The organism is Aminobacter sp. Piv2-1, from assembly GCF_037625995.1.
Taxonomy (GTDB): domain Bacteria; phylum Pseudomonadota; class Alphaproteobacteria; order Rhizobiales; family Rhizobiaceae; genus Aminobacter.
In genome coordinates this window covers 739,129-758,324 of the sequence record NZ_JARKMU010000001.1, presented here as the reverse complement: position 1 = coordinate 758,324, position 19,196 = coordinate 739,129, and the positions used below count along the sequence as shown (strand labels likewise).

Annotated in this window: 11 protein-coding genes; 3 read left to right on the top strand and 8 right to left on the bottom strand. The window is 66.9% G+C overall.

Annotated elements, in window-relative coordinates:
- Window positions 1-67 precede the first annotated feature (67 nt).
- The 7 genes from AmiPiv_RS03625 to hutI form a co-directional block, all read right to left on the bottom strand.
- Complete coding sequence (locus AmiPiv_RS03625; protein WP_340035871.1) at window positions 68-8,617, bottom strand: GH36-type glycosyl hydrolase domain-containing protein; 8,550 nt, start codon at window positions 8,615-8,617, stop codon at window positions 68-70.
- Window positions 8,618-8,955: 338 nt separating this feature from the next.
- The gene (locus AmiPiv_RS03620; protein WP_340035870.1) at window positions 8,956-9,528 is read right to left on the bottom strand and encodes an NADPH-dependent FMN reductase; all 573 of its coding nucleotides are present in this window, start codon (window positions 9,526-9,528) and stop codon (window positions 8,956-8,958) included.
- A 108-nt stretch (window positions 9,529-9,636) separates the two neighbouring features.
- Entirely contained in the window at window positions 9,637-10,209 is a 573-nt protein-coding gene (locus AmiPiv_RS03615) for a HutD/Ves family protein (protein ID WP_340035869.1), read from the bottom strand.
- Window positions 10,210-10,211: 2 nt separating this feature from the next.
- A complete protein-coding gene (hutU, locus tag AmiPiv_RS03610; protein WP_340035868.1) occupies window positions 10,212-11,888 on the bottom strand; it encodes a urocanate hydratase in 1,677 nt (558 codons plus the stop codon).
- Window positions 11,889-11,898: 10 nt separating this feature from the next.
- Window positions 11,899-12,726 carry an N-formylglutamate deformylase gene (gene hutG, locus AmiPiv_RS03605; RefSeq protein WP_340035867.1) on the bottom strand — a complete coding sequence of 276 codons (828 nt, stop codon included), beginning with the start codon at window positions 12,724-12,726 and terminating at the stop codon, window positions 11,899-11,901.
- A complete protein-coding gene (gene hutH / locus AmiPiv_RS03600) occupies window positions 12,723-14,267 on the bottom strand; it encodes a histidine ammonia-lyase (RefSeq protein ID WP_340035866.1) in 1,545 nt (514 codons plus the stop codon). The genes hutG and hutH overlap by 4 nt, the downstream gene beginning before the upstream one ends.
- Window positions 14,264-15,493: an imidazolonepropionase gene (gene hutI, locus AmiPiv_RS03595; RefSeq protein WP_340035865.1), complete on the bottom strand. Its 1,230-nt coding sequence runs from the start codon at window positions 15,491-15,493 to the stop codon at window positions 14,264-14,266. Before hutI ends, hutH begins: the two co-directional genes overlap by 4 nt.
- Before the next feature lie 97 nt (window positions 15,494-15,590).
- Here hutI and AmiPiv_RS03590 point away from each other — a divergent pair, with 97 nt between their 5' ends.
- The gene (locus AmiPiv_RS03590) at window positions 15,591-16,943 is read left to right on the top strand and encodes a formimidoylglutamate deiminase (RefSeq protein WP_340035935.1); all 1,353 of its coding nucleotides are present in this window, start codon (window positions 15,591-15,593) and stop codon (window positions 16,941-16,943) included.
- A 32-nt stretch (window positions 16,944-16,975) separates the two neighbouring features.
- Window positions 16,976-17,725: a histidine utilization repressor gene (hutC, locus tag AmiPiv_RS03585; RefSeq protein ID WP_340035933.1), complete on the top strand. Its 750-nt coding sequence runs from the start codon at window positions 16,976-16,978 to the stop codon at window positions 17,723-17,725.
- A gap of 84 nt (window positions 17,726-17,809) precedes the next feature.
- On the opposite strand, the gene AmiPiv_RS03580 is transcribed toward hutC, so the two are convergent.
- Window positions 17,810-18,154 carry a RidA family protein gene (locus AmiPiv_RS03580; protein ID WP_340035864.1) on the bottom strand — a complete coding sequence of 115 codons (345 nt, stop codon included), beginning with the start codon at window positions 18,152-18,154 and terminating at the stop codon, window positions 17,810-17,812.
- Window positions 18,155-18,354: 200 nt separating this feature from the next.
- On the opposite strand from AmiPiv_RS03580, the gene aztA reads away from it, so the two are divergent.
- Window positions 18,355-19,194: a zinc ABC transporter ATP-binding protein AztA gene (gene aztA / locus AmiPiv_RS03575; protein WP_340035863.1), complete on the top strand. Its 840-nt coding sequence runs from the start codon at window positions 18,355-18,357 to the stop codon at window positions 19,192-19,194.
- The last annotated feature ends 2 nt before the right edge of the window (window positions 19,195-19,196 follow it).

Below are 19,196 nucleotides of genomic sequence, written 5' to 3'. Positions count from 1 at the left end.
AAAAGGCATCGTTGCGGCGAAATGATGACAAAGGTGCGCGACGCTTGGCAGCAGTCCGCCCCCGGCCTCAGGCCGGGATGCGGATCAAGACGTCGACTTCCCCGCTGTCGCGCAGGGCAAACGAGGCATCCTTGCTCTTGACGCCGTCGACCTCTGCCTTCGCAGCTTTAGCGGCTTTGTCCCTGACGACACGCAACCTATAGATGGTTCCACCCAATCGCAGCGTCGCCGCATACCCCTCCCAATGCTTCGGTATGGCGGGGGTCACGACCATGCGATCACCGCGCCGGCTGATGCCCAATATGCCCTCAACCGCTGCGCGATAAAGCCAGCCGGCGGATCCTGTGTACCAGGTCCAGCCGCCCCGCCCTGCCTTGGCACCCTCGGAATAGATGTCGGCAGCCACGACATAGGGCTCGACCCGGTACGTGTCGGCAGCCTTCTCATCGAGGGCATGGTTGATAGGATTGAGCATCGACAGGCAGCGATAGGCTTCGTCCGCCAGCCCCATTTCGGCCAGCGCTATCACGAACCAGGTCGCGGCATGGGTATATTGCCCGCCGTTCTCGCGCACGCCCGGCGGGTAGCTCTTGATGTAGCCGGGATCCTTGTCGGTGTCGGCGAAGGGCGGGGTAAACAGCTTGATGATGCCCAGCTCTTCGTCGACCAGCCGCCTGGTCGCCTGCTCCATGGCGGTGCGCGACCGGGCCGGGTCGCCTTCGCCCGAGAGCACGCTCCACGACTGCGCGATCGAGTCGATCTGGCACTCCTCGGAACTGCGCGAACCAAGCGGCGTGCCGTCGTCGAAGCTGCCGCGGCGATACCATTCGCCGTCCCAGGCCGCGTTCTCCAGAGCCCGCTTCAGGGCATTGGCATGCTTGTCCCAGGCGCTCGAGCGTTTGGAATCGCCTTCCGCCTTGGCCAACGGCACGAAGTCGTTGAGCGTCTTGAGCAGGAACCAGCCGAGCCACACGCTGTCGCCTTTGCCCTGCTCGCCGACGCGGTTCATGCCGTCATTCCAGTCGCCGCCGAGGATCAGCGGCAGGCCGTTGCGGGCGGTCCGCTTGACCGCGATGTCCAGCGCCCGCGCACAATGCTCGTACAGGTTCGCGACCTTGGTCGATGGCGCCGGCGTGAAGAAGGCATCGTGCTCGCCCGGATTGAGCGCCTGGCCCTCGATGAAGGGCAGCCGCTCCGACAGGATCGAAACGTCGCCGGTGACCGAAACATAACGGGCCGTGGCATAGGCCAGCCAGACCACGTCGTCGGAGATCATCGTGCGGACGCCGGCGCCGGTGCGCGGCAACCACCAATGCTGGACGTCGCCCTCCGGGAACTGCCGGCCGGCGGCATTCAGGATCTGCTCGCGGGCAAGGCTCGCATCGTGCATCAGCAGCGCCAGCGTGTCCTGCAGCTGGTCGCGGAAGCCGAATGCTCCGCTCGCCTGGTAGAAGGCCGAGCGGGCGCGGATGCGGCAGGCGAGGCTCTGATAGGGCAGCCAGTGGTTGACCATCGCATCGAGCGCCTTGTCGGGCGTCTCGACCTCGATGGTACCGAGGAAGGCGCGCCAGTTGCGCTGGTTCTCCTCGAACCGCTCGTCGAAGCCTCGCTTGAGGTGCCGCGCAAGCAGCGTGCGCGCCTCATCCTGCGAAGCTGCATCGCCGAGCAGCCAGAGCAGCGACACCGAGCCGCCGGCCGGAACGTCGACGTCCCTGGCGATGGCAGCGCAGGGGTCGAAGCCGGCTTCGACCCTGCCCGAGAGTTCGGCCCCGAGCACCACCGCACGCGGAGCCTCGACGGTTCCGCCGGCACCGATGAACTCCTGGCGGTCGGCAGTCACCGAACCGACCTTGCCGTCGATCGCCATGAAGGCGACGCGCTCACCGAAGTCGAGGCCATAGCTGTTGCGGGCCGACATCATGCCGCTTGCGGCATCGAAGACCGGAACGATGTTCGGGGCCGTCTTGGCGCGGCTGTTGCCCAGCACCCACTCGGCATAGGTATAGACCCGCAGCTTGACCGGCGTCGCACCCGAATTCTCGATCCGCAGTCGCGAAATCCTGACCGGATCGACGGGATCGACCAGATGCGTCAGTTCCGTCGTCAACGATCCACGCTTGCTGCGGAAGGTCGAATAACCCTGGCCGTGCCGCGCCTCGTAGCTCGCCCCCGGCTCCCGGGACACGGCGGCAATGGGCGAATGCACGCGGCCTGTGGCGCGGTCGAAGACGTAGATCGCCTCTCCCGGCCGATTGGTGACCGGGTCGTTCGTCCACGGCGTCAGCTGGTAGTCCCGGCTGTTGCGGCTCCAGGTAAAGGTGGCGCCTTCGGCCGAGCTGTGGAAGCCGAAGCCCGGGTTCGCGACGACGTTGACCCAGGGCTGCGGCGTCGCACGATTGCCGTTGAGGCGCACGACATATTCGCGCCCCCCGGCGTCGAAGCCGCCATAGCCGTTCCAGTGGTCGAGCCCGTCGCCGCCCAGCTTGCGGGCGTTGCGTGACGGCGACGACTGGAGCATCGCCGGCTCCGTCCGGCCGGCGGTCTGCGCGGCCGCGAGCGCATCGCGCGCCTGGAGCGCAGCTGCCTCGGCACGCTCGATCTGGTCGAAGATCGTGCCGTTGCGGGTGTGCAGGCAGACGCGCGCGAAGGCGAGAAGCGTGCGATAGGACGTCTCGTCCATGAGGTCGCGGCGCACCGCGAAGATATGCTGGCGCGGGCCGAGTTCCTTGCCGCGGAGGCGGCTGTTCTCGCACAGCGCCTCGATCGCCTGCTGCAGGTCCTGGACGTAGGACGAGGCCTGTTCGTTGACGATGACAAGGTCGGCGACGAGGCCGCGAGCGCGCATGTACTCCTGGAAGCGCAGGGCCTGGGCAACGATGTCGATGTCGGCGATGTCCCCGATCCTGATGGCGAGGATCGGGAAGTCGCCGGAAATCGCCATCGGCCAGAGCTCGGACTGGCTGCCGAGGCCGGAAGCGATGGCGTCAGCCGACAGGCGCAGGAAGGGATCGGGATAGATCAGGTAGCGCGCGAGCTTCTGGACGTTGGCCGCATCCGCAAGGCTCAGGCCGAGGTGCCGGGTCTGCACCTGCGAGCGGGTCCACGACAGCATGGCCTGGCGCTGGAAGCTCTCGGGATGGTCGAGCTTGGCCATGGTCTCCTCGAGCTCGTCCCGGGTCGAGCCGACGATGGTCCAGAACGTGAGCGACACCTTCTTGTTGGCCGGCACGCGGACGCGGCGGCGAAGTGCTGCCACCGGATCGAGGGTGAAGCCCGCGCTTCCGGACAGTTTGGCACCGGGATCGAAGGCCGCCGGATCGGCGATGGTGCGGCCGCGCCCGATGAAGGCGCGGCGGTCGGTCTCGGCCTCGGTGTCGCGCGCCAGCCCCGACTGGTCGGTGACGAAATGCGCGGCGACGATGGACGCTTCGTCCGCCGAGCGCTTGCGCCGGGTAGCGAGGATGGCGCTGCCGTTGTGGGTGACCTCGGTCTCGACGAACATCTTCGAGAACGCCGGATGGGCGTTATCGTTGACCTCGGGCGCGAGCACCAGTTCGGCAAACGACGTCACCTCGATATGGCGGTCGACGGCGGCGTCGTTCCAGATCACCAGGCGACGCGCCTCGCCGTTGCCTTCCGACACCACGATGCACTCGACCTCCGAGCGCAGGGTGCCCACCGTCTTGATGAAGTTGGCCTTGTCGTCGCAGAAGACGGTCTGCACCTGCTCGCCGGTGGCGCGCTTGGGTTCGGCGGTCGCCGACCACCAGTCCCCGGTCTCGGTATCGCGCAGGAACAGGTATGCCCCCAACCGATCCTCCGTCGGATCCGGCTGCCAGCGGGTGATAGCCATGTCGTTCCAGCGGCTGTAGCCAGATCCGGTGGCGGTCACCATCACCGTATACTGCCCGTTGGACATCAGGTTGGTGGAACGCAAAGCCCGCATCGGGTTGAGCACCAGACGCGTGTCGGCGGCATGTTCGACCGTCTCGTCCTTGGTGCGCTCGCCGGCGTCGGTGCGGACGGTCGCCACTGGAATGTCGCGCGGCGCCTTTTCCTGCAGCAGCAGTTCGGCCGCCTCGATCACCTGATCGCTGTGGAAGCGGTCGCGCATGCGGCCTTCGAAGATCACGTTGGCAACGGCCACGATCGACATGCCCTGGTGGTGGGCCATGTAGTTGTAGACGACGGCATGGTTGGCGCCTTCGGGCACGCGCTGCGGCGTGAAGTCGACCGCGTCATAGTAGCCGTAGCGTCCGAGCGCGCCGATTTTGCGCAGGCGCCTGAGATTGGCGGTCGCCTCGGCCGGCAGGAACTGCGCGGCCAGTACGGTGGCATAGGGCGCAATGACGGTGTTCTGGCCGAGACCGCGCTTGAGGCCAAGCCCCGGCACGCCGAAGTTGGTGTACTGATAGGTGAGCTCGCGGTCGCGGCCGTTGTACGCCGCTTCCGAAATGCCCCACGGTATGCCTTTCGAGCGGCCATACTGCATCTGCCGCCGGACGATCAGCTTGTTGGTCTGGTTGAGGATGCCGCCCTGCGGCTCCTTCATCACCAGCGGCGGCATCAGGTACTCGAACATCGAGCCCGACCAGGACATCAGCGCGCCGCGGAAGCCGATTTCCACGATCGGCCGGCCGAGACGGAACCAATGCTCGGTTGGCACGTCGCCCTTGGCGATGGCGAACAGGCTGGTCAGGCGGGCTTCCGAGGCCAGCAGGTCGTAGCAGCTTTCGTCGAGCTGGTGCTCCTCGACCCGATAGCCGATCGACAGGAGCTTGCGCTCCTTGCGCATCAGGAACGAGAAGTTCATCTCGAAGGCGAAGCGGCGGGCCCGCTCGCGCAGTTCGACCAGCTTGCCGCGCAGCGCCGCCACCGACTGGTCGTCGGCATGCGAATCCTGGACATGCGCCTCGCAGGTAGCTTCCAGGCTCCTCGCCCACTCGGCCAGCACTTCGCTCTTGGTCGAACCGGCCTCGTTGTGGATCGCGCCGGCGAGCTTGCGGATTTCGCCCGACAGGACCGCAAGATTGATGGTGCGGATCGAGGCCATCTCGGGCTGCGACTTGACCGCTTCCACGGCCCGGCGCATGCCGTCGATGCGATCGTTCAGGCGCTGGCGCAGCGGGCGCAGCTGCCTGCGGTCGTCCGGCAGGTCGGCAAGGCTCTCCTCGATGATCGAGACGATGTCGAGAATGCCTTCGAAATCGCCCTGCAGGTGCACGGAAGGCGCCTCTGCCCATTCGGAGCAGGCAGCGGCGACCGCCACCAGATGGCCCGCGAGATTGCCGCTGTCGACGCTCGACACGTAGAGTGGATAGAGCGGCTTGAGCGTGGTCGTCTCGTACCAGTTGTAGAGATGGCCGCGGAAGCGATCCATCTTCTCGATGGTCGAGATCGTGGCATCGATGCGGCCAACCGCGTCCGCGAGGCTGATCCAGCCGAAGTCACGCGCTGATATCACCGACAGCAGGTACACGCCGATGTTGGTCGGCGAGGTACGGTTGGCGACCACGCCGGTCGGGTTTTCCTGGAAGTTGTCCGGCGGCAGGTGGTTCTGCTCCGCCGTGACGAAGGTCTCGAAATAATGCCAGGTCCGTCGTGCCACGGTGCGCAGCATGTGCACGTCCCAGGGCCGCACATGCAGGCGGTCCTCGGTTTCGGCCGAGCGGCTGATGAGCCAGGCGAAGGCAGGCGAGCCGGCCCAGAAGACGGCGAAGGCGAAGGCGACGAAGGCACCGGTCGAATCGGTCAGCACCGGCGGCACCAGCCCTATGGCGGCGATGACGACCGCGCCGTACATCATGCGGTAATAGGCCGCGAGGTCGTTGCCGCCCGACTTGTGCGCCTGCGACGCCGTGCGCCATTCCAAAAGGTTCTTGCGGCTGACGAACAGGCGATAGAGCGTGCGGACGATGGCATCGCCCATCATCCAGGCGAGATGGGCCATCAGCACGACCTTGAGGGCGACCATGGCGGTGCCGAAGGCCAGATCGCGCCCGAGCGCGCTGAAGTGACCGCGGGCAGTGGCGTCGCGGTTCTTCGGCAAGATGGCGTCGATGATGTCGAAGGTCGGCGCCATGAACAGGCTGAGGATCAAGAGCGCCTGCCATTGAGCGGCTTGCGTGAACGGCAGCAGGGTCCAGCCGGCGATCGCCGCCATCACCCAGAAGATCGGGGTCAGCGAGCGCCGAAGGTTGTCGACCATCTTCCAGCGCGACAGCGCCGACACGCCCGACTTCGGGTCGAGGATGTAGCCGAGCAACTGCCAGTCGCCGCGGGCCCAGCGATGCTGGCGCGAGGCGTCGACCGAATAGCGGGTCGGGTAGTCCTCGACCACCTCGACGTCGGTCACGAGCGCCGAGCGGGCGAGCGCGCCTTCGAGCAGGTCGTGGCTGAGCACCGCGTTTTCGGCGATGCGCCCCTTGAGCGCCGCCTCCATGGCGTCGATGTGGTAGAGCCCCTTGCCGGTGAAGGTGCCCTCGCCGAAGACGTCCTGGTAGAGGTCGGAGACGGCAAAGACGTAAGGGTCGAGGCCGCGGTTGGCCGAGAATACGCGCTGGAAGAACGATGCCTCGTCGCCGGTCGTGAGCGAGGGCGTCACGCGCGGCTGCAGGATGGCATAGCCTGCGGTCACCACGCGCCGTTCGGCGTCGAACTCCGGCTTGTTCAGCGGATGGCACATCTTGCCGACGAGCTTCGTCACCACGCCGCGCGTCATGCGGGTGTCGGCGTCCAGCGTCACGACATGGACGACGTTTTCCGGCAGCGGCGCATCGGTCGGCATGAAGGTCGTGTCGCCGTCGCCGCGCAGCAGCAGGTTCAGTTCGTGCAGCTTGCCGCGCTTGCGCTCCCAGCCCATCCAGCAGCCCTGGGCGGGATTGTAGAGGCGCCTGCGGTGCAGCAGATAGAAGCGCGGCGCGCCCTCGGTCGGGTAACGCTGGTTGAGACGGGCGATCTCGCGGCGGGCATACTCATAGATCTCGCGATCGCCGCCGGAGATCTCGGCCTGGCTGTCCGGCCAATCGGACAGCAGCGCGAAGTGGATCTCGCCGGCCATGTTGGCGAGGTGATGCACCTCGATGTTGCGGATGCTCTCCTCGACATCGTCGCGCGAACCGATCAGCGACGGAACCACGACCAGCGTGCGGGCCTCCGCCGGCACCCCGTCGCGGAACTCGTAGCCGACAAGACGGGTGGGTTCGAGGAATTTCAGGACGATCGTGTTGAAGAACGCGAGCGCGCCCTCGCTCGCCGGCACCGAAAACAGCACCAGCATCAGCGCGATCGCCGAGGTCGGAAGGCCAAGGGCGGCGAGCGCGTTGCCGGCCACAAGCAGCAGCAGTGCGGTCAGCGCGAAGACCGGCAGCACGATGCCGAGCCAGTTGGTCTTGCGGAAGGCGCGATGGACTATCCTCCCGAAAGGTGGGCGATAGCCGATGGCCTGCTCGAGCTCCGGCCGGCGCGGCCCGACGAGGAAGAAGCCCACGTCGGAGCAGTCCTTCTGCATCGCGACGTCGGCGGGTGCCGGCTGATGGGCGTCGGCGAAATCCGTCGCCTGCTCGGCCACCTGGTATTCGGACAGCCTGGAATAGCGCGCCAGGTGCTCGATCGCGGTGCGGTACTGGTCGCGCGAGGCAAAATCGAGGTCGGCGTAATTGGTGCGCTCGCGCAGCAGCGCATCGACGCGGCTGACGTCCTCGAACCAGACGGTCCAGTCCTGGTCGTTGATCAGGCGCAGGCCGCGGATGATGTTGCCCGTGGTGACGTTGCCGCTCGACAGCGTGCGGTGTTCGCCGATGATGATCTCCTCGGCGTCGCTGCCCGACTTCTCGAGCTCGTTCTCCAGCCAGATCAAGGCTTTGCCGGCGTTCTGCGAACCATCGCGCAAGCGATAGAGCAGCTGCGTCGCAAAGGTCGTGTCGCGGGCGTATTCGGCATAACCCTTGAGCAGGGCGAGTCCGTCGTCCTGTTCCTGCAGCGCCTGCAGGCGGTCGGCCACGTCGTTGGCGACGGCCCGCATGTCGCGGGCGCGATTCACCCTGACCGCGATGCGGCGCAGGTTCTCCACCAGCACGAAACGCAGCAGCGACGGCAGCGCCCACAACTCGCCGATGTGGAGCGGCTCGACCGACTGGTAGCCCTCCACGATCGCCTTGAACATATGCGCCGAGACGGTGCTGTCGGAATGGGCGACATAGACCCAGGCGATGGCGAGCGCGCGCGGCACGGACTGGCCTGGCGCGATCTCGATCGTCGGCAACTCGCGATAGAATCGCTTCGGCAGGTCGCGCTTGACCTGGTAGATCGTCTCCTCGACCAGGTAGTTGTTGTCGAGCAACCATTGCGCGGCAGGCGTGATCGGCTCGCCCCTGCCCTGTGCCGCGTTTGTGTCGCGGTAGACCTGCAGGATCTTCTTGGCGCTCTCGCGGATGCGGGCGTGGAAATCGAAGGCCTCCAGGCCGTGGAAGGACCGCAGCTCCTTGCGCGCCATGCTCTCGCCGGTCGCGCGCAGCCGGTCTTCATGCAGCACCGTCGCCCTGATCGGCTGCTCGGCAACAGCCGGCAAGCTCGGCACTGCGTCTTTGATCCGGCGTGGGTCCGTCTGAATATTCATCTACAACATTTCCGTTTGACAGAAAGTCCGCGGCGTCTGCCGACGTCGCGGACCTGTCGCATAACCGATTCAAGCAGGAACTGGTTGCACCGCAACAGGTCGACCGCTCTTGCATCACGATTGAGTGAAAATATGGCGTCGTCGTCGCCTACGCCGCCATGCGCCTCATAGCAATGCCGGGAACGGATCGGAACGGGCAGATTCCGGCTTTTTCGTGTTCGGGGCTGGTTCTTGCCATGGTTCCGACCTCCCAGCGGAATTCGGTCTGCCTCGTGCCTAGCCATCCCTGCCTCCGAGCAACGACCGGTCCGGACTCGAGCGCCACCGCGCCCTGGCCATCATCGGACACGCGGCAGGACGGTATAGACCCTCACAATGAAGGCATTGAACTCGGCCATGTAGTTCTTGAGGAACTCGGCGGTGCCCTCGTTCGTGACCTCGCCATCGTCGGTGATCAGGCCCGGCTTGAACTGGATATACGCTTCCGGCGCGTTCATCTGCGGCGAATTGCAGAAGCTCAGCACGCTGCGAAGGCTCTGCTGGGCGACGGCGGTGCCGATGGCGCCGGGCGACGTGCCGATGACGGCGGACGGCTTGCGGGTGAAGGAATTCGTACCGTAGGGCCGGCTCGCCCAATCGATGGCGTTCTTCAAGCCGCCGGGAATCGAGCGGTTATATTCCGGCGTGACGAACAGCACGGCGTCGACATTGGCGAGGGCCTGCTTGAAGGCGCGCGCCGGCGGCGGGAAGTCGGCGTCGTAGTCGTAGCTGTAGAGCGGCAGGTCGCGGAAGGAAATCTCTTCCATTTCCAGCTGCTTCGGCGCCAGCCGCACCAGCGCCTTGGCAAGCTTGCGGTTGATCGAACCGGCCGCGAGGCTGCCGACGAAATAGCCGACCTTGTAGGTATCCATGGCATCGCCTCCATCCGCCGTCGCTGCCAGCCGCCGGCCCGACACCCTCCGCTGGAGGATAGTCGGCCACCGCGGCCCGCTTGTCACGGGCGAAATTGGGGCGGTGCCTCAGGAAGCGGCGATCATCACCTGCAATATCCAGGCTTGCCCCTCAGGCTCGATCGCGAACTCTGCGGGACCCGCGACATGAAGCGCGTCGAACTGGCCGATCCGCACGGAATGCGCCCCGTTCGCAACCTGAACCGTGCCGGCTTCGACGAAGACGAGACAGGCGCCTGCCTCGATGGCCAGTTCGCCTGGCGCCCCGAGTTGCAAGCGCCGCACCACGTGGCCGAAACGGCCACGCCGCGTCATCACGTTGAAGTCGAGCACCGGTCCCTCGATCAGCGTCGCCGCAGTGGCGACGTCGCCGGGAAACACGTAAGGCCCCGACTGAGGATCGAGCGCGACCGGGGCGGCATCGCCCGCCTCCAGCCGCATTGATCCTTCCAGCACGGTCAAGGTACGGTCGATGCCGGGGAAGACCGAGAACGGACCGCCGGCAGCCACCTGTGCCATCGAGATGCGCCAGTCGAATTCATCGAACCCGGCCGCGGGCGGCCAGGCCATGATTTCGGTGGTCACGCCGCCGCCGTTCTTCCACGGCGTGGGACGGCAGTCGGCGTGACGGATGACGTGCATGGTCACCCCAGGATGCCCGGCAGGTTGAGGCCGTGCGTCCTGGCGCAGTCCAGGGCGATGTCATAGCCGGCATCGGCGTGGCGCATCACGCCCGTCGCCGGATCGTTCCACAGCACCCGTTCCAGACGGCGGGCGGCATCTTCCGTGCCGTCGGCGCAGATGACCACGCCCGAATGCTGCGAGAAGCCCATGCCGACGCCGCCGCCATGGTGCAGCGACACCCAGGTCGCGCCCGAGGCGGTGTTCAGCAGGGCGTTGAGCAGCGGCCAGTCGGACACGGCGTCCGAACCGTCCTTCATCGCCTCGGTCTCGCGGTTCGGCGAAGCGACGGAGCCCGAGTCGAGGTGGTCGCGGCCGATGACGACGGGCGCCTTGAGCTCACCCTTGGCCACCATCTCGTTGAAAGCGAGGCCGAGCCGGTGGCGGTCGCCGAGACCAACCCAGCAAATGCGCGCCGGCACGCCCTGGAAATGGATGCGCTTGGCGGCCATGTCGAGCCAGTTGTGCAGGTGCGTGTTGCCGGGCGTCAGTTCCTTCACCTTGGCGTCGGTCTTGTAGATGTCCTCCGGATCGCCCGACAGCGCCGCCCAGCGGAATGGACCGATGCCGCGGCAGAACAGCGGGCGGATATAGGCCGGGACGAAGCCGGGGAAATCGAAGGCGTTCTCGACGCCTTCCTCGAGCGCCATCTGGCGGATGTTGTTGCCGTAGTCGACGGTGGGGATGCCCATCTTGTGGAAGTCGAGCATAGCCTTGACATGGATCGCCATCGAAGCGCGGGCCGCCTTGGCGACCGCCTTGGGGTCGCGCTCGCGCTTGTCTTCCCACTCGGCGACGGTCCAGCCCTTGGGCAGGTAGCCGTTGACCGGATCGTGCGCCGAGGTCTGGTCGGTCACCGCGTCCGGCTTGATGCCGCGCTTGACCAGTTCGGGGAAGACGTCGGCGGCATTGCCCAGCAGCGCGACCGAAATCGCCTTCTTCTCCTTGCAGGCCTTGTCGATGATGGCTAGCGCGTCATCCAGGTCCTTGGCCTGGACGTCGACATAGCCGGTCTTGAGGCGCATCTCGATGCGGCTCGCCTGGCATTCGACGGCAAGGCAGGCCGCACCCGCCATGGTCGCGGCCAGCGGCTGGGCGCCGCCCATGCCGCCGAGGCCGGCGGTCAGGATCCAGCGGCCCGACAGGTCGCCGTTGTAGTGCTGGCGGCCCATCTCTACGAAGGTCTCGTAGGTGCCCTGCACGATGCCCTGGCTGCCGATGTAAATCCACGAGCCGGCGGTCATCTGGCCGTACATCATCAGGCCCTTCTTATCGAGGGCGTTGAAGTGGTCCCAGTTGGCCCAGTGCGGCACGAGGTTGGAGTTGGCGAGCAGCACGCGCGGGGCGTCCTTGTGGGTGCGGAACACGCCCACCGGCTTGCCCGACTGCACCAGAAGGGTCTCGTCGGCCTCCAGCTTGCGAAGTGCAGCGACGATGCGATCGAAGCTCTCCCAGTCGCGCGCGGCACGGCCGATGCCGCCATAGACCACCAGCTCGCCCGGCTTTTCGGCGACGATCGGGTCGAGATTGTTCATCAGCATGCGCAAGGGCGCTTCGGTGAGCCAGCTCTTTGCGGTCAGTTCGGTGCCGGTGGCCGCGCGGATGACGCGGGCATTGTCGATGCGGGTATGTTGGGTCATTCGGTACCTCCTAGGAGTTTCGGCCGCTCGCCCAGGCGAGCGCGGTTTCGAGGATGTTGGTGAGCGTCGCGCGCATCGGCGCGGCGAATTCGGGATCGTAGCGGGTCGGCCAGTTGGACGGATCGACCTTGCCTCTCGGCTCGAGCATGTAGCCGCGGCAGGACAGCTCCATCTGCAGCGCGTGAACGCCGCTTTCCGGCCGGCCGTGGCTGCGGGTGATCCAACCGCCCTTGAAGCGGCCGTTGACCACCCAGGGGCGGCCGCTCGCGGCCATCAGTGCGGCGACCTTGTCCTGCAGCTCGGGATCGGCGCTCGCGCCTGAGTTGGTGCCGAGGTTGAACAGCGGCAGCCTTCCCTCGAACAGCCGGGGGATGACCGACCGGATCGAATGGCAGTCGTAGAGCACGACCCGGTTATGCAATCCTCGCAGGCGGGCGATCTCGCCTTCCAGGGCGGCATGGTAGGGCTCGAAATAGGCGGCGCGGCGGCGCGCCACCTCGGCCTCGTCCGGCTCATGCCCGGACTTGCAGATTGCTTCGCCGTCGAACGTCGTCGTCGGACAAAGCTCGGTCGTCGCCTGCCCGGGATAGAGCGAGGCACCGGAGGGGTCGCGGTTGACGTCGATGACCGAACGCGAAATCGCCGTCCGCACCACCGTCGCACCGAGGTTCGCTGCGAACTCATAGAGATGCTCGATCCACCAGTCGGTGTCGCGCCGCGCCAGCCAGGGCGAGACGAACCCGTCCTCGAGGCCAGCGAGATCGGTTCCCGTGTGGGGGATGCTGACCAGAAGCGGGGCGTCGCCCCGCTTCACCGTCAGCCAGGAGGCCTCGGTCATGCCTGGGCTCCCGAGATGTGGGGCAGGTCGACCCCAGCGGCGGCGCGCACGATCGCGCCGGTGCGGACCATGGCGATCGCCTTCTCCATGTCGGGATGGAAGTGGCGGTCGTCGTCGAGATGCGGAACCCCCGACCTCACCAGCTTGCGCACGGCCTCGAGCGAGGCGCTCGACGCCAGCGGGGCGTGGAAGTCGCAGCCTTGCGCCGCGGCGAGCAGTTCGATGCCGAGCACGCCGTTGGCGTTCTCGATCATCGCCAGCAGCCGGCGGGCGCCATGGGCGGCCATGGAGACGTGATCCTCCTGATTGGCCGAAGTCGGAATCGAGTCGACGCTTGCGGGATAGGCTCTCTGCTTGTTTTCCGAGACCAGCGCCGCGGCGGTGACCTGCGGGATCATGAAGCCCGAGTTGAGACCCGGCTTGGGCGTGAGGAAGGCCGGCATGCCGGACAGCGCCGGATCGACCAGCATGGCGATGCGACGCTCCGACAGCGAACCGATCTCGCACACTGCCAGCGCGATCATGTCGGCCGCGAAGGCGACCGGCTCGGCGTGGAAGTTGCCGCCGGAAAGGGCGGTGCCGTCCTCGGCGAAGATCAGCGGGTTGTCGGTGACGCCGTTGGCCTCGGTGGCGAGCGTGTCGGCCGCCTTGCGCAGCACGTCGAGCGCCGCACCCATAACCTGCGGCTGGCAGCGCAGGCAGTAGGGATCCTGCACGCGCTCGTCGCCGATGCGGTGGCTTTCGCGAATGGCGCTGCCGACCATCAGGTTGCGCAGCGTGTCGGCCGTCTCGATCTGGCCGCGATGCTTGCGCAGGAGGTGGATGCGCGGGTCGAACGGCGCGTCCGATCCCTTGGCGGCATCGGTCGACAGCGCGCCGGTGACCAGCGCCGACTGGTAGAGGTTTTCAGCCTCGAACAGGCCGGCCAGCGCATAGGCCGTCGAGAACTGCGTGCCGTTGAGCAGCGCCAGGCCTTCCTTGGCGCCGAGCGTGATCTGCTCCAGCCCATGGGTGACGAAAGCGACCTTGGCCGGGACGATGCCGTGCGGCGTGTGGCAATCGCCGACGCCGATCATGGTCGCGGTCATGTGCGACAGGGGCGCGAGGTCGCCGGAGGCGCCGACCGACCCTTGGGCCGGGACGACCGGGATGACGTCGCGAGCAAGCATGGCCTGCAACAGGTCGATGGTTTCTTCCCGCACGCCGGAAGCGCCCTGCGCCAGGCTCGCCATCTTGAGCGCCATCATCAGGCGGGTGACGGCCACCGGCATCGCCTCGCCGACACCGGCGGCATGCGACAGGACGATGTTGCGCTGCAGGGTCTCGAGGTCGGCAGCGGGGATGCGGACGCTGGCGAGCTTTCCGAACCCGGTGTTGATGCCATAGACCGGCTCGCCCTTGGCGACGATCTTGGCCACCGCCTCGGCGCTCGCCTTGATCTTGGGGCGGCAGGCCGGATCGAGTTCGGGCACCGCGCCGCGATAGATCGCGCGCCAGTCGGCGAGCGTGGCGTTGCCTGGCTTGAGAACGAGCTTTGTCATATTCCTCTCCAAATACGGGCATGGAGCGGGTTGAACCCCATGCGATAGACGAGTTCTGCAGGGCTTCCGACATCCCAGATGGCGAGATCGGCCCATTTTCCGGCTTCCAGCGTGCCGGTTTCGGCAAGCAGCCCCAGCGCACGAGCGGCCTCGCGCGTGGTGCCCGCGATGCACTCCTCGACCGTCATGGCAAACAGCGTCGCCGCCATGTTCATGGTCAGAAGCAGCGAGGTGAGCGGCGAGGTGCCCGGGTTGTTGTCGGTGGCGACCGCCATCTTCACGCCGGCGCGCCGGAACAGGTCGACCGGCGGCTTCTGGGTCTCTCTGATGAAGTAGTAGGCGCCGGGCAGGATGACGGCGACGGTGCCGGCCTTCGCCATGGCGGCGGCGCCGGCCTCGTCGGTGTATTCGAGATGGTCGGCCGAAAGCGCGCCATAGCGCGCGGCGAGTGCCGCGCCGCCGAGATTGGACAGCTGGTCGGCGTGGAGCTTGACGGGCAGGCCCTTGGCCTTGGCGGCGTCGAAGACGCGTGCCATCTGCTCGGGCGAGAAGGCAATGCCCTCGCAGAAACCGTCGACGGCATCGGCCAGCCCTTCTGCGGCGATCGCCTCCAGCATCGGACCGGCAACGAGCCTGATGTAGGCGTCCTTATCGCCGTTGGCTTCCGCCGGCAGCGCATGGGCGCCGAGGAATGTGGTGCGGATGCTCACCGGTCGCTTTTCGGCCAGCTGGCGGGCTGCGCGCAGCGACTTGGTCTCGTTCTCGAGATCGAGCCCGTAGCCGGACTTCACCTCGACCGTCGTCACACCTTCGGCGATCAGCGCGTCGAGGCGCGGCAAGCTCTGCGCGACCAACTCGTCCTCGCTCGCCGAACGCAGCGCCTTGACCGAGGAGACGATGCCGCCCCCTGCCCGCGCCACCTCTTCATAGGTCGCCCCGGCAAGGCGCATCTCGAACTCGTTGGCGCGGTTGCCGGCATGGACGAGATGGGTGTGGCAGTCGATCAGGCCGGGCGTGATCCAGCGGCCCTCGCAGTCGACGATCGCCGCACCTTCGATGAAATGCTGCGGCATGTCGGCTTCCGCGCCGGCGAACACGATGCGGCCGTCGCGGGCAGCGATCGAGCCCTTTTCGACGACGCCGAGGCCCGGCGCGGCTTCGGCCAACGTCGCCAGGCGCGCATTGCGCCACACCGTTGCCGCTGCCTTTGATTGCTCTCCAGCCATGATCTTTTTCGTTTCCTCTGGTTGCGAATATGTATATACATAACGAAACGCGATGCAAGCGGTAATGTGCGAGTTGCGAGAAAGCGAGGAAAAAATGGTGGAGACGATCTTTGCGGAGCAGGCGCTGCTGGCCGATGGCTGGCATGAGAATGTCAGGCTCGGCATCGCGGATGGAAGAATCGCGTCGGTGGAAATCGGGGCCGTAAAGCTGCCGCATGACGAACTGCAGGCCATCATCGTTCCCGGCATGCCCAACCTGCACAGCCATGCCTTCCAGCGCGGCATGGCCGGGCTTGCGGAAATCCGCGGCCCGTCCGCCGACAGCTTCTGGTCCTGGCGCGAGGTCATGTACAAATTCGCGCTGACGATGACGCCCGACCAGGTCGAAGCCGTCGCGTCACAGCTCTATGTCGAGATGCTGGAGGCCGGCTTCAGCCGCGTCGGCGAATTCCACTACCTGCACCACGACCGCGACGGCAGCCCCTATGCGAACATCGCCGAGATGGCGGAGCGCATCGCCGCGGCTTCGATGGCCACCGGCATCGGGCTTACGCTGCTGCCGGTGCTCTACGCCCATTCCGGCTTCGGGGGGACTGCCCCCAACGAGGGCCAGCGCCGATTCATCAACGATACGAATCGCTTCACGCGGCTTCTTGAAAAGAGCGTCGAAGCCCTGAAGGGCGTCGACGGGGCCGTGGTCGGCCTCGCGCCCCACAGCCTGCGCGCTGTCACCCCGGACGAGCTCGCTGCCGCGACCGCGATGACCTCCGGTCCGATCCACATCCATATCGCCGAACAGGTCAAGGAGGTCGAGGACTGCGTCGCCTGGTCCGGGTCGCGGCCGGTCGAATGGCTGCTGCGGCATGCCGACGTCGACGCACGCTGGTGCCTGATCCATGCCACCCACATGACCGAGGCCGAGACGATCGCCTTCGCCCGCACCGGCGCGGTGGCCGGCCTCTGCCCGATCACCGAGGCCAATCTCGGCGACGGGGTGTTTCCCGCGCCGCTGTTTGCGGAACACGGCGGCAGGTTCGGCGTCGGCTCGGATTCCAACGTCGAGATCGGCGTCGGCGGAGAGCTGCGCATGCTGGAATACTCCCAGCGCCTTGCCCACCGCGCCCGCAACGTGCTCGCCGCACCCGCCCAGTCGACCGGGCGCTGGCTGTTCGAGGGTGCGCTGACAGGCGGCGGCCAGGCGCTCGGCACCGGGGCGGCGGCGCTTGCCGTCGGCGCCTCCGCCGATTTCGTCTCCCTCGACCGGAACCACCCCACCCTCGCAGGCAAGACCGGCGACCAGATCCTCGATGCCTGGGTGTTCGCCCGCGCCGGCAAGGTCGACGGCGTGTGGGCGCGCGGCCGCAAGGTGGTATCCGGTGGCGCACATTTCCGTCGCGATGCTATTGCGGCTAGATTCCGCACGGTGATGATGGAACTGACGGCCGGATAGTGGAGACGAGCGTGCCTGATTCGGGTGTGGAAATGGCGATTGCCGAAGAGATTGCCGGGAGCGATGGAGCGACGTCGCTCCACCAGCGCATCCTTGGCGACATCCGCGACCGTATCGTCTCGGGCGAATGGGGCCCCGGCCATCGCATCCCGTTCGAGCATGAGCTGACCGAAGAGTACGGCTGCTCGCGCATGACGGTGAACAAGGCGCTGTCGCAGCTCGCCAAGGCCGGCCTGATCGAGCGGCGCCGCCGCTCGGGCAGTTTCGTGCGCCGGCCGCAATCGCAGGCTGCGGTGCTCGAGATCCACGACATACGCATCGAGGTCGAGGCGCTGGGGCTTCCTTATCGCTACGAACTCATCTCGCAGAGCAGGCGTCGCGCGACGACCATGGACCGCGAACGCCTGGGCGCCGACCAATCGTCATCCGGACAGGTGCTGGCGCTGCAGTGCCTGCACCATGCCGGGGCGCGGCCGTTCTGCGTGGAGGACCGCCTCATCAACCTGGGCGCGGTGCCGGAAGCGGCGGATGCGCGCTTCGCGGATGCGGCTCCCGGCCCCTGGCTGATCGGGCAAGTGCCGTGGAGCAGCGCCGAGCATGTGATCCGCGCCACGGCCGCCGACCCCGAGGTCGCCGCGGAGCTGAACCTGACCCCCGGGGCGGCCTGCCTCGTCATCGAGCGCCGGACGTGGAGCGCCGACCGCCCGGTCACGCATGTGCGGTTCACCTATCCCGCCAATGCTCATGCCGTGGTGGCGCGCTTCACGCCGCACGACAGCTAAGCTGCCCGGAAAGCAAAGCGCCGCGCCTCCATCCGGAGTGCGCGGCGCATTTTTCATGGTGCCGCGCGGTGCGGCACGCAAACGTCAGGCAGCGGCCGTGACGATGATCTCGACCTTGTACTCCGGCGCGGCGAGCTTGGCCTCGCCGGTGGCGCGAGCCGGGGTGTGGCCCTGCGGCACCCAGGAATCCCAAACCGAGTTCATCTCGGCGAAGGTCGACATGTCGTCCAGCCAGATGATCGCCTGGAGGATCTTGGTCTTGTCGGTGCCGGCCTTGGCCAGCAGCGAGTCGATCTCGGCCAGGATGGTCTTGGTCTGCGCGGCCACGCTTTCGCCAGGGGCGCCGACCTGGCCTGCCAGGTAGACCGTGTTGTTGTGGATCACGACCTGGCTCATGCGGGGGCCGATGTCGATACGACGAACGCTCATGGAGTTCTCCTTCCGTTGGGTGGTGCCCTCTTTAGAGATTGCCGCCCCCTCGGCGCAAGGCCGCAGGCCACGAAATCCGTGGGCCAGGCGCGGAGGCCCGACCCGCCCCGGCGGAGATCCTCGCCGCCGGCCCTCCGGATTGTTGACTAATGTAATAACATCACATATCGAAAGGCATCGGTAACGCGGCCAGGAAGAACATGCCCGAAGCCTGCCTGACATTCGAGGACCTGACGCTCGGCTACAACAGCCACCCGACCGTGCATCACCTCAACGGCACCATCGCGGCGGGTTCGCTGACGGCCGTGGTCGGCGCCAACGGCTCGGGCAAGTCCACGCTGATGAAGGGCATCGTCGGCGTGCTGAAGCCGATGTCGGGCCAGTGCAGGGTCGCCGACGGCAAGCGCATCGCCTACCTGCCGCAGCAGTCGGAACTCGACCGCAGCTTTCCGGCGCGCGTGGTCGACCTCGTCTCGCTCGGGCTGTGGCCCCGGCGCGGCCTGCTTGGGCGCTACACCCGCGACGACCGCGAGGCGGTCTCCCACGCCCTGATGGCCGTCGGCCTTGAAGGCTTCGAGAAGCGCGCCATCGATACGCTTTCGGGCGGCCAGTTGCAGCGCGCCCTCTTCGCCCGGGTGCTCGTCCAGGACGCCGACCTCATCCTGCTCGACGAGCCGTTCAACGCCGTCGACGCCAAGACCATCGGCGACCTCATCGCGCTCATCAAGCGCTGGCACGGCGAGAGCCGGACGGTGATGGTCGTGGCGCACGACCTGGAGCTTGTACGAGCCAACTTCCCCGACACGCTGCTCCTGGCGCGCCGGCCCGTCGCCTGGGGCCGGACGGCGGACACGTTGCGTGCGGAGAACCTGCTCAGGGCGCGGCGTTTCGACGAAGCATGGCACGACGATGCGCCCTGGTGCGCGCCGGACGACGGCCATGAGCATGCCCATGCGCACGACCATGACGGCCATCACCACCACGAACATGGCGAGATTCGTGATCGCCCCGACCATGAATCCGGCCCGAGGCCTGCCTGAAC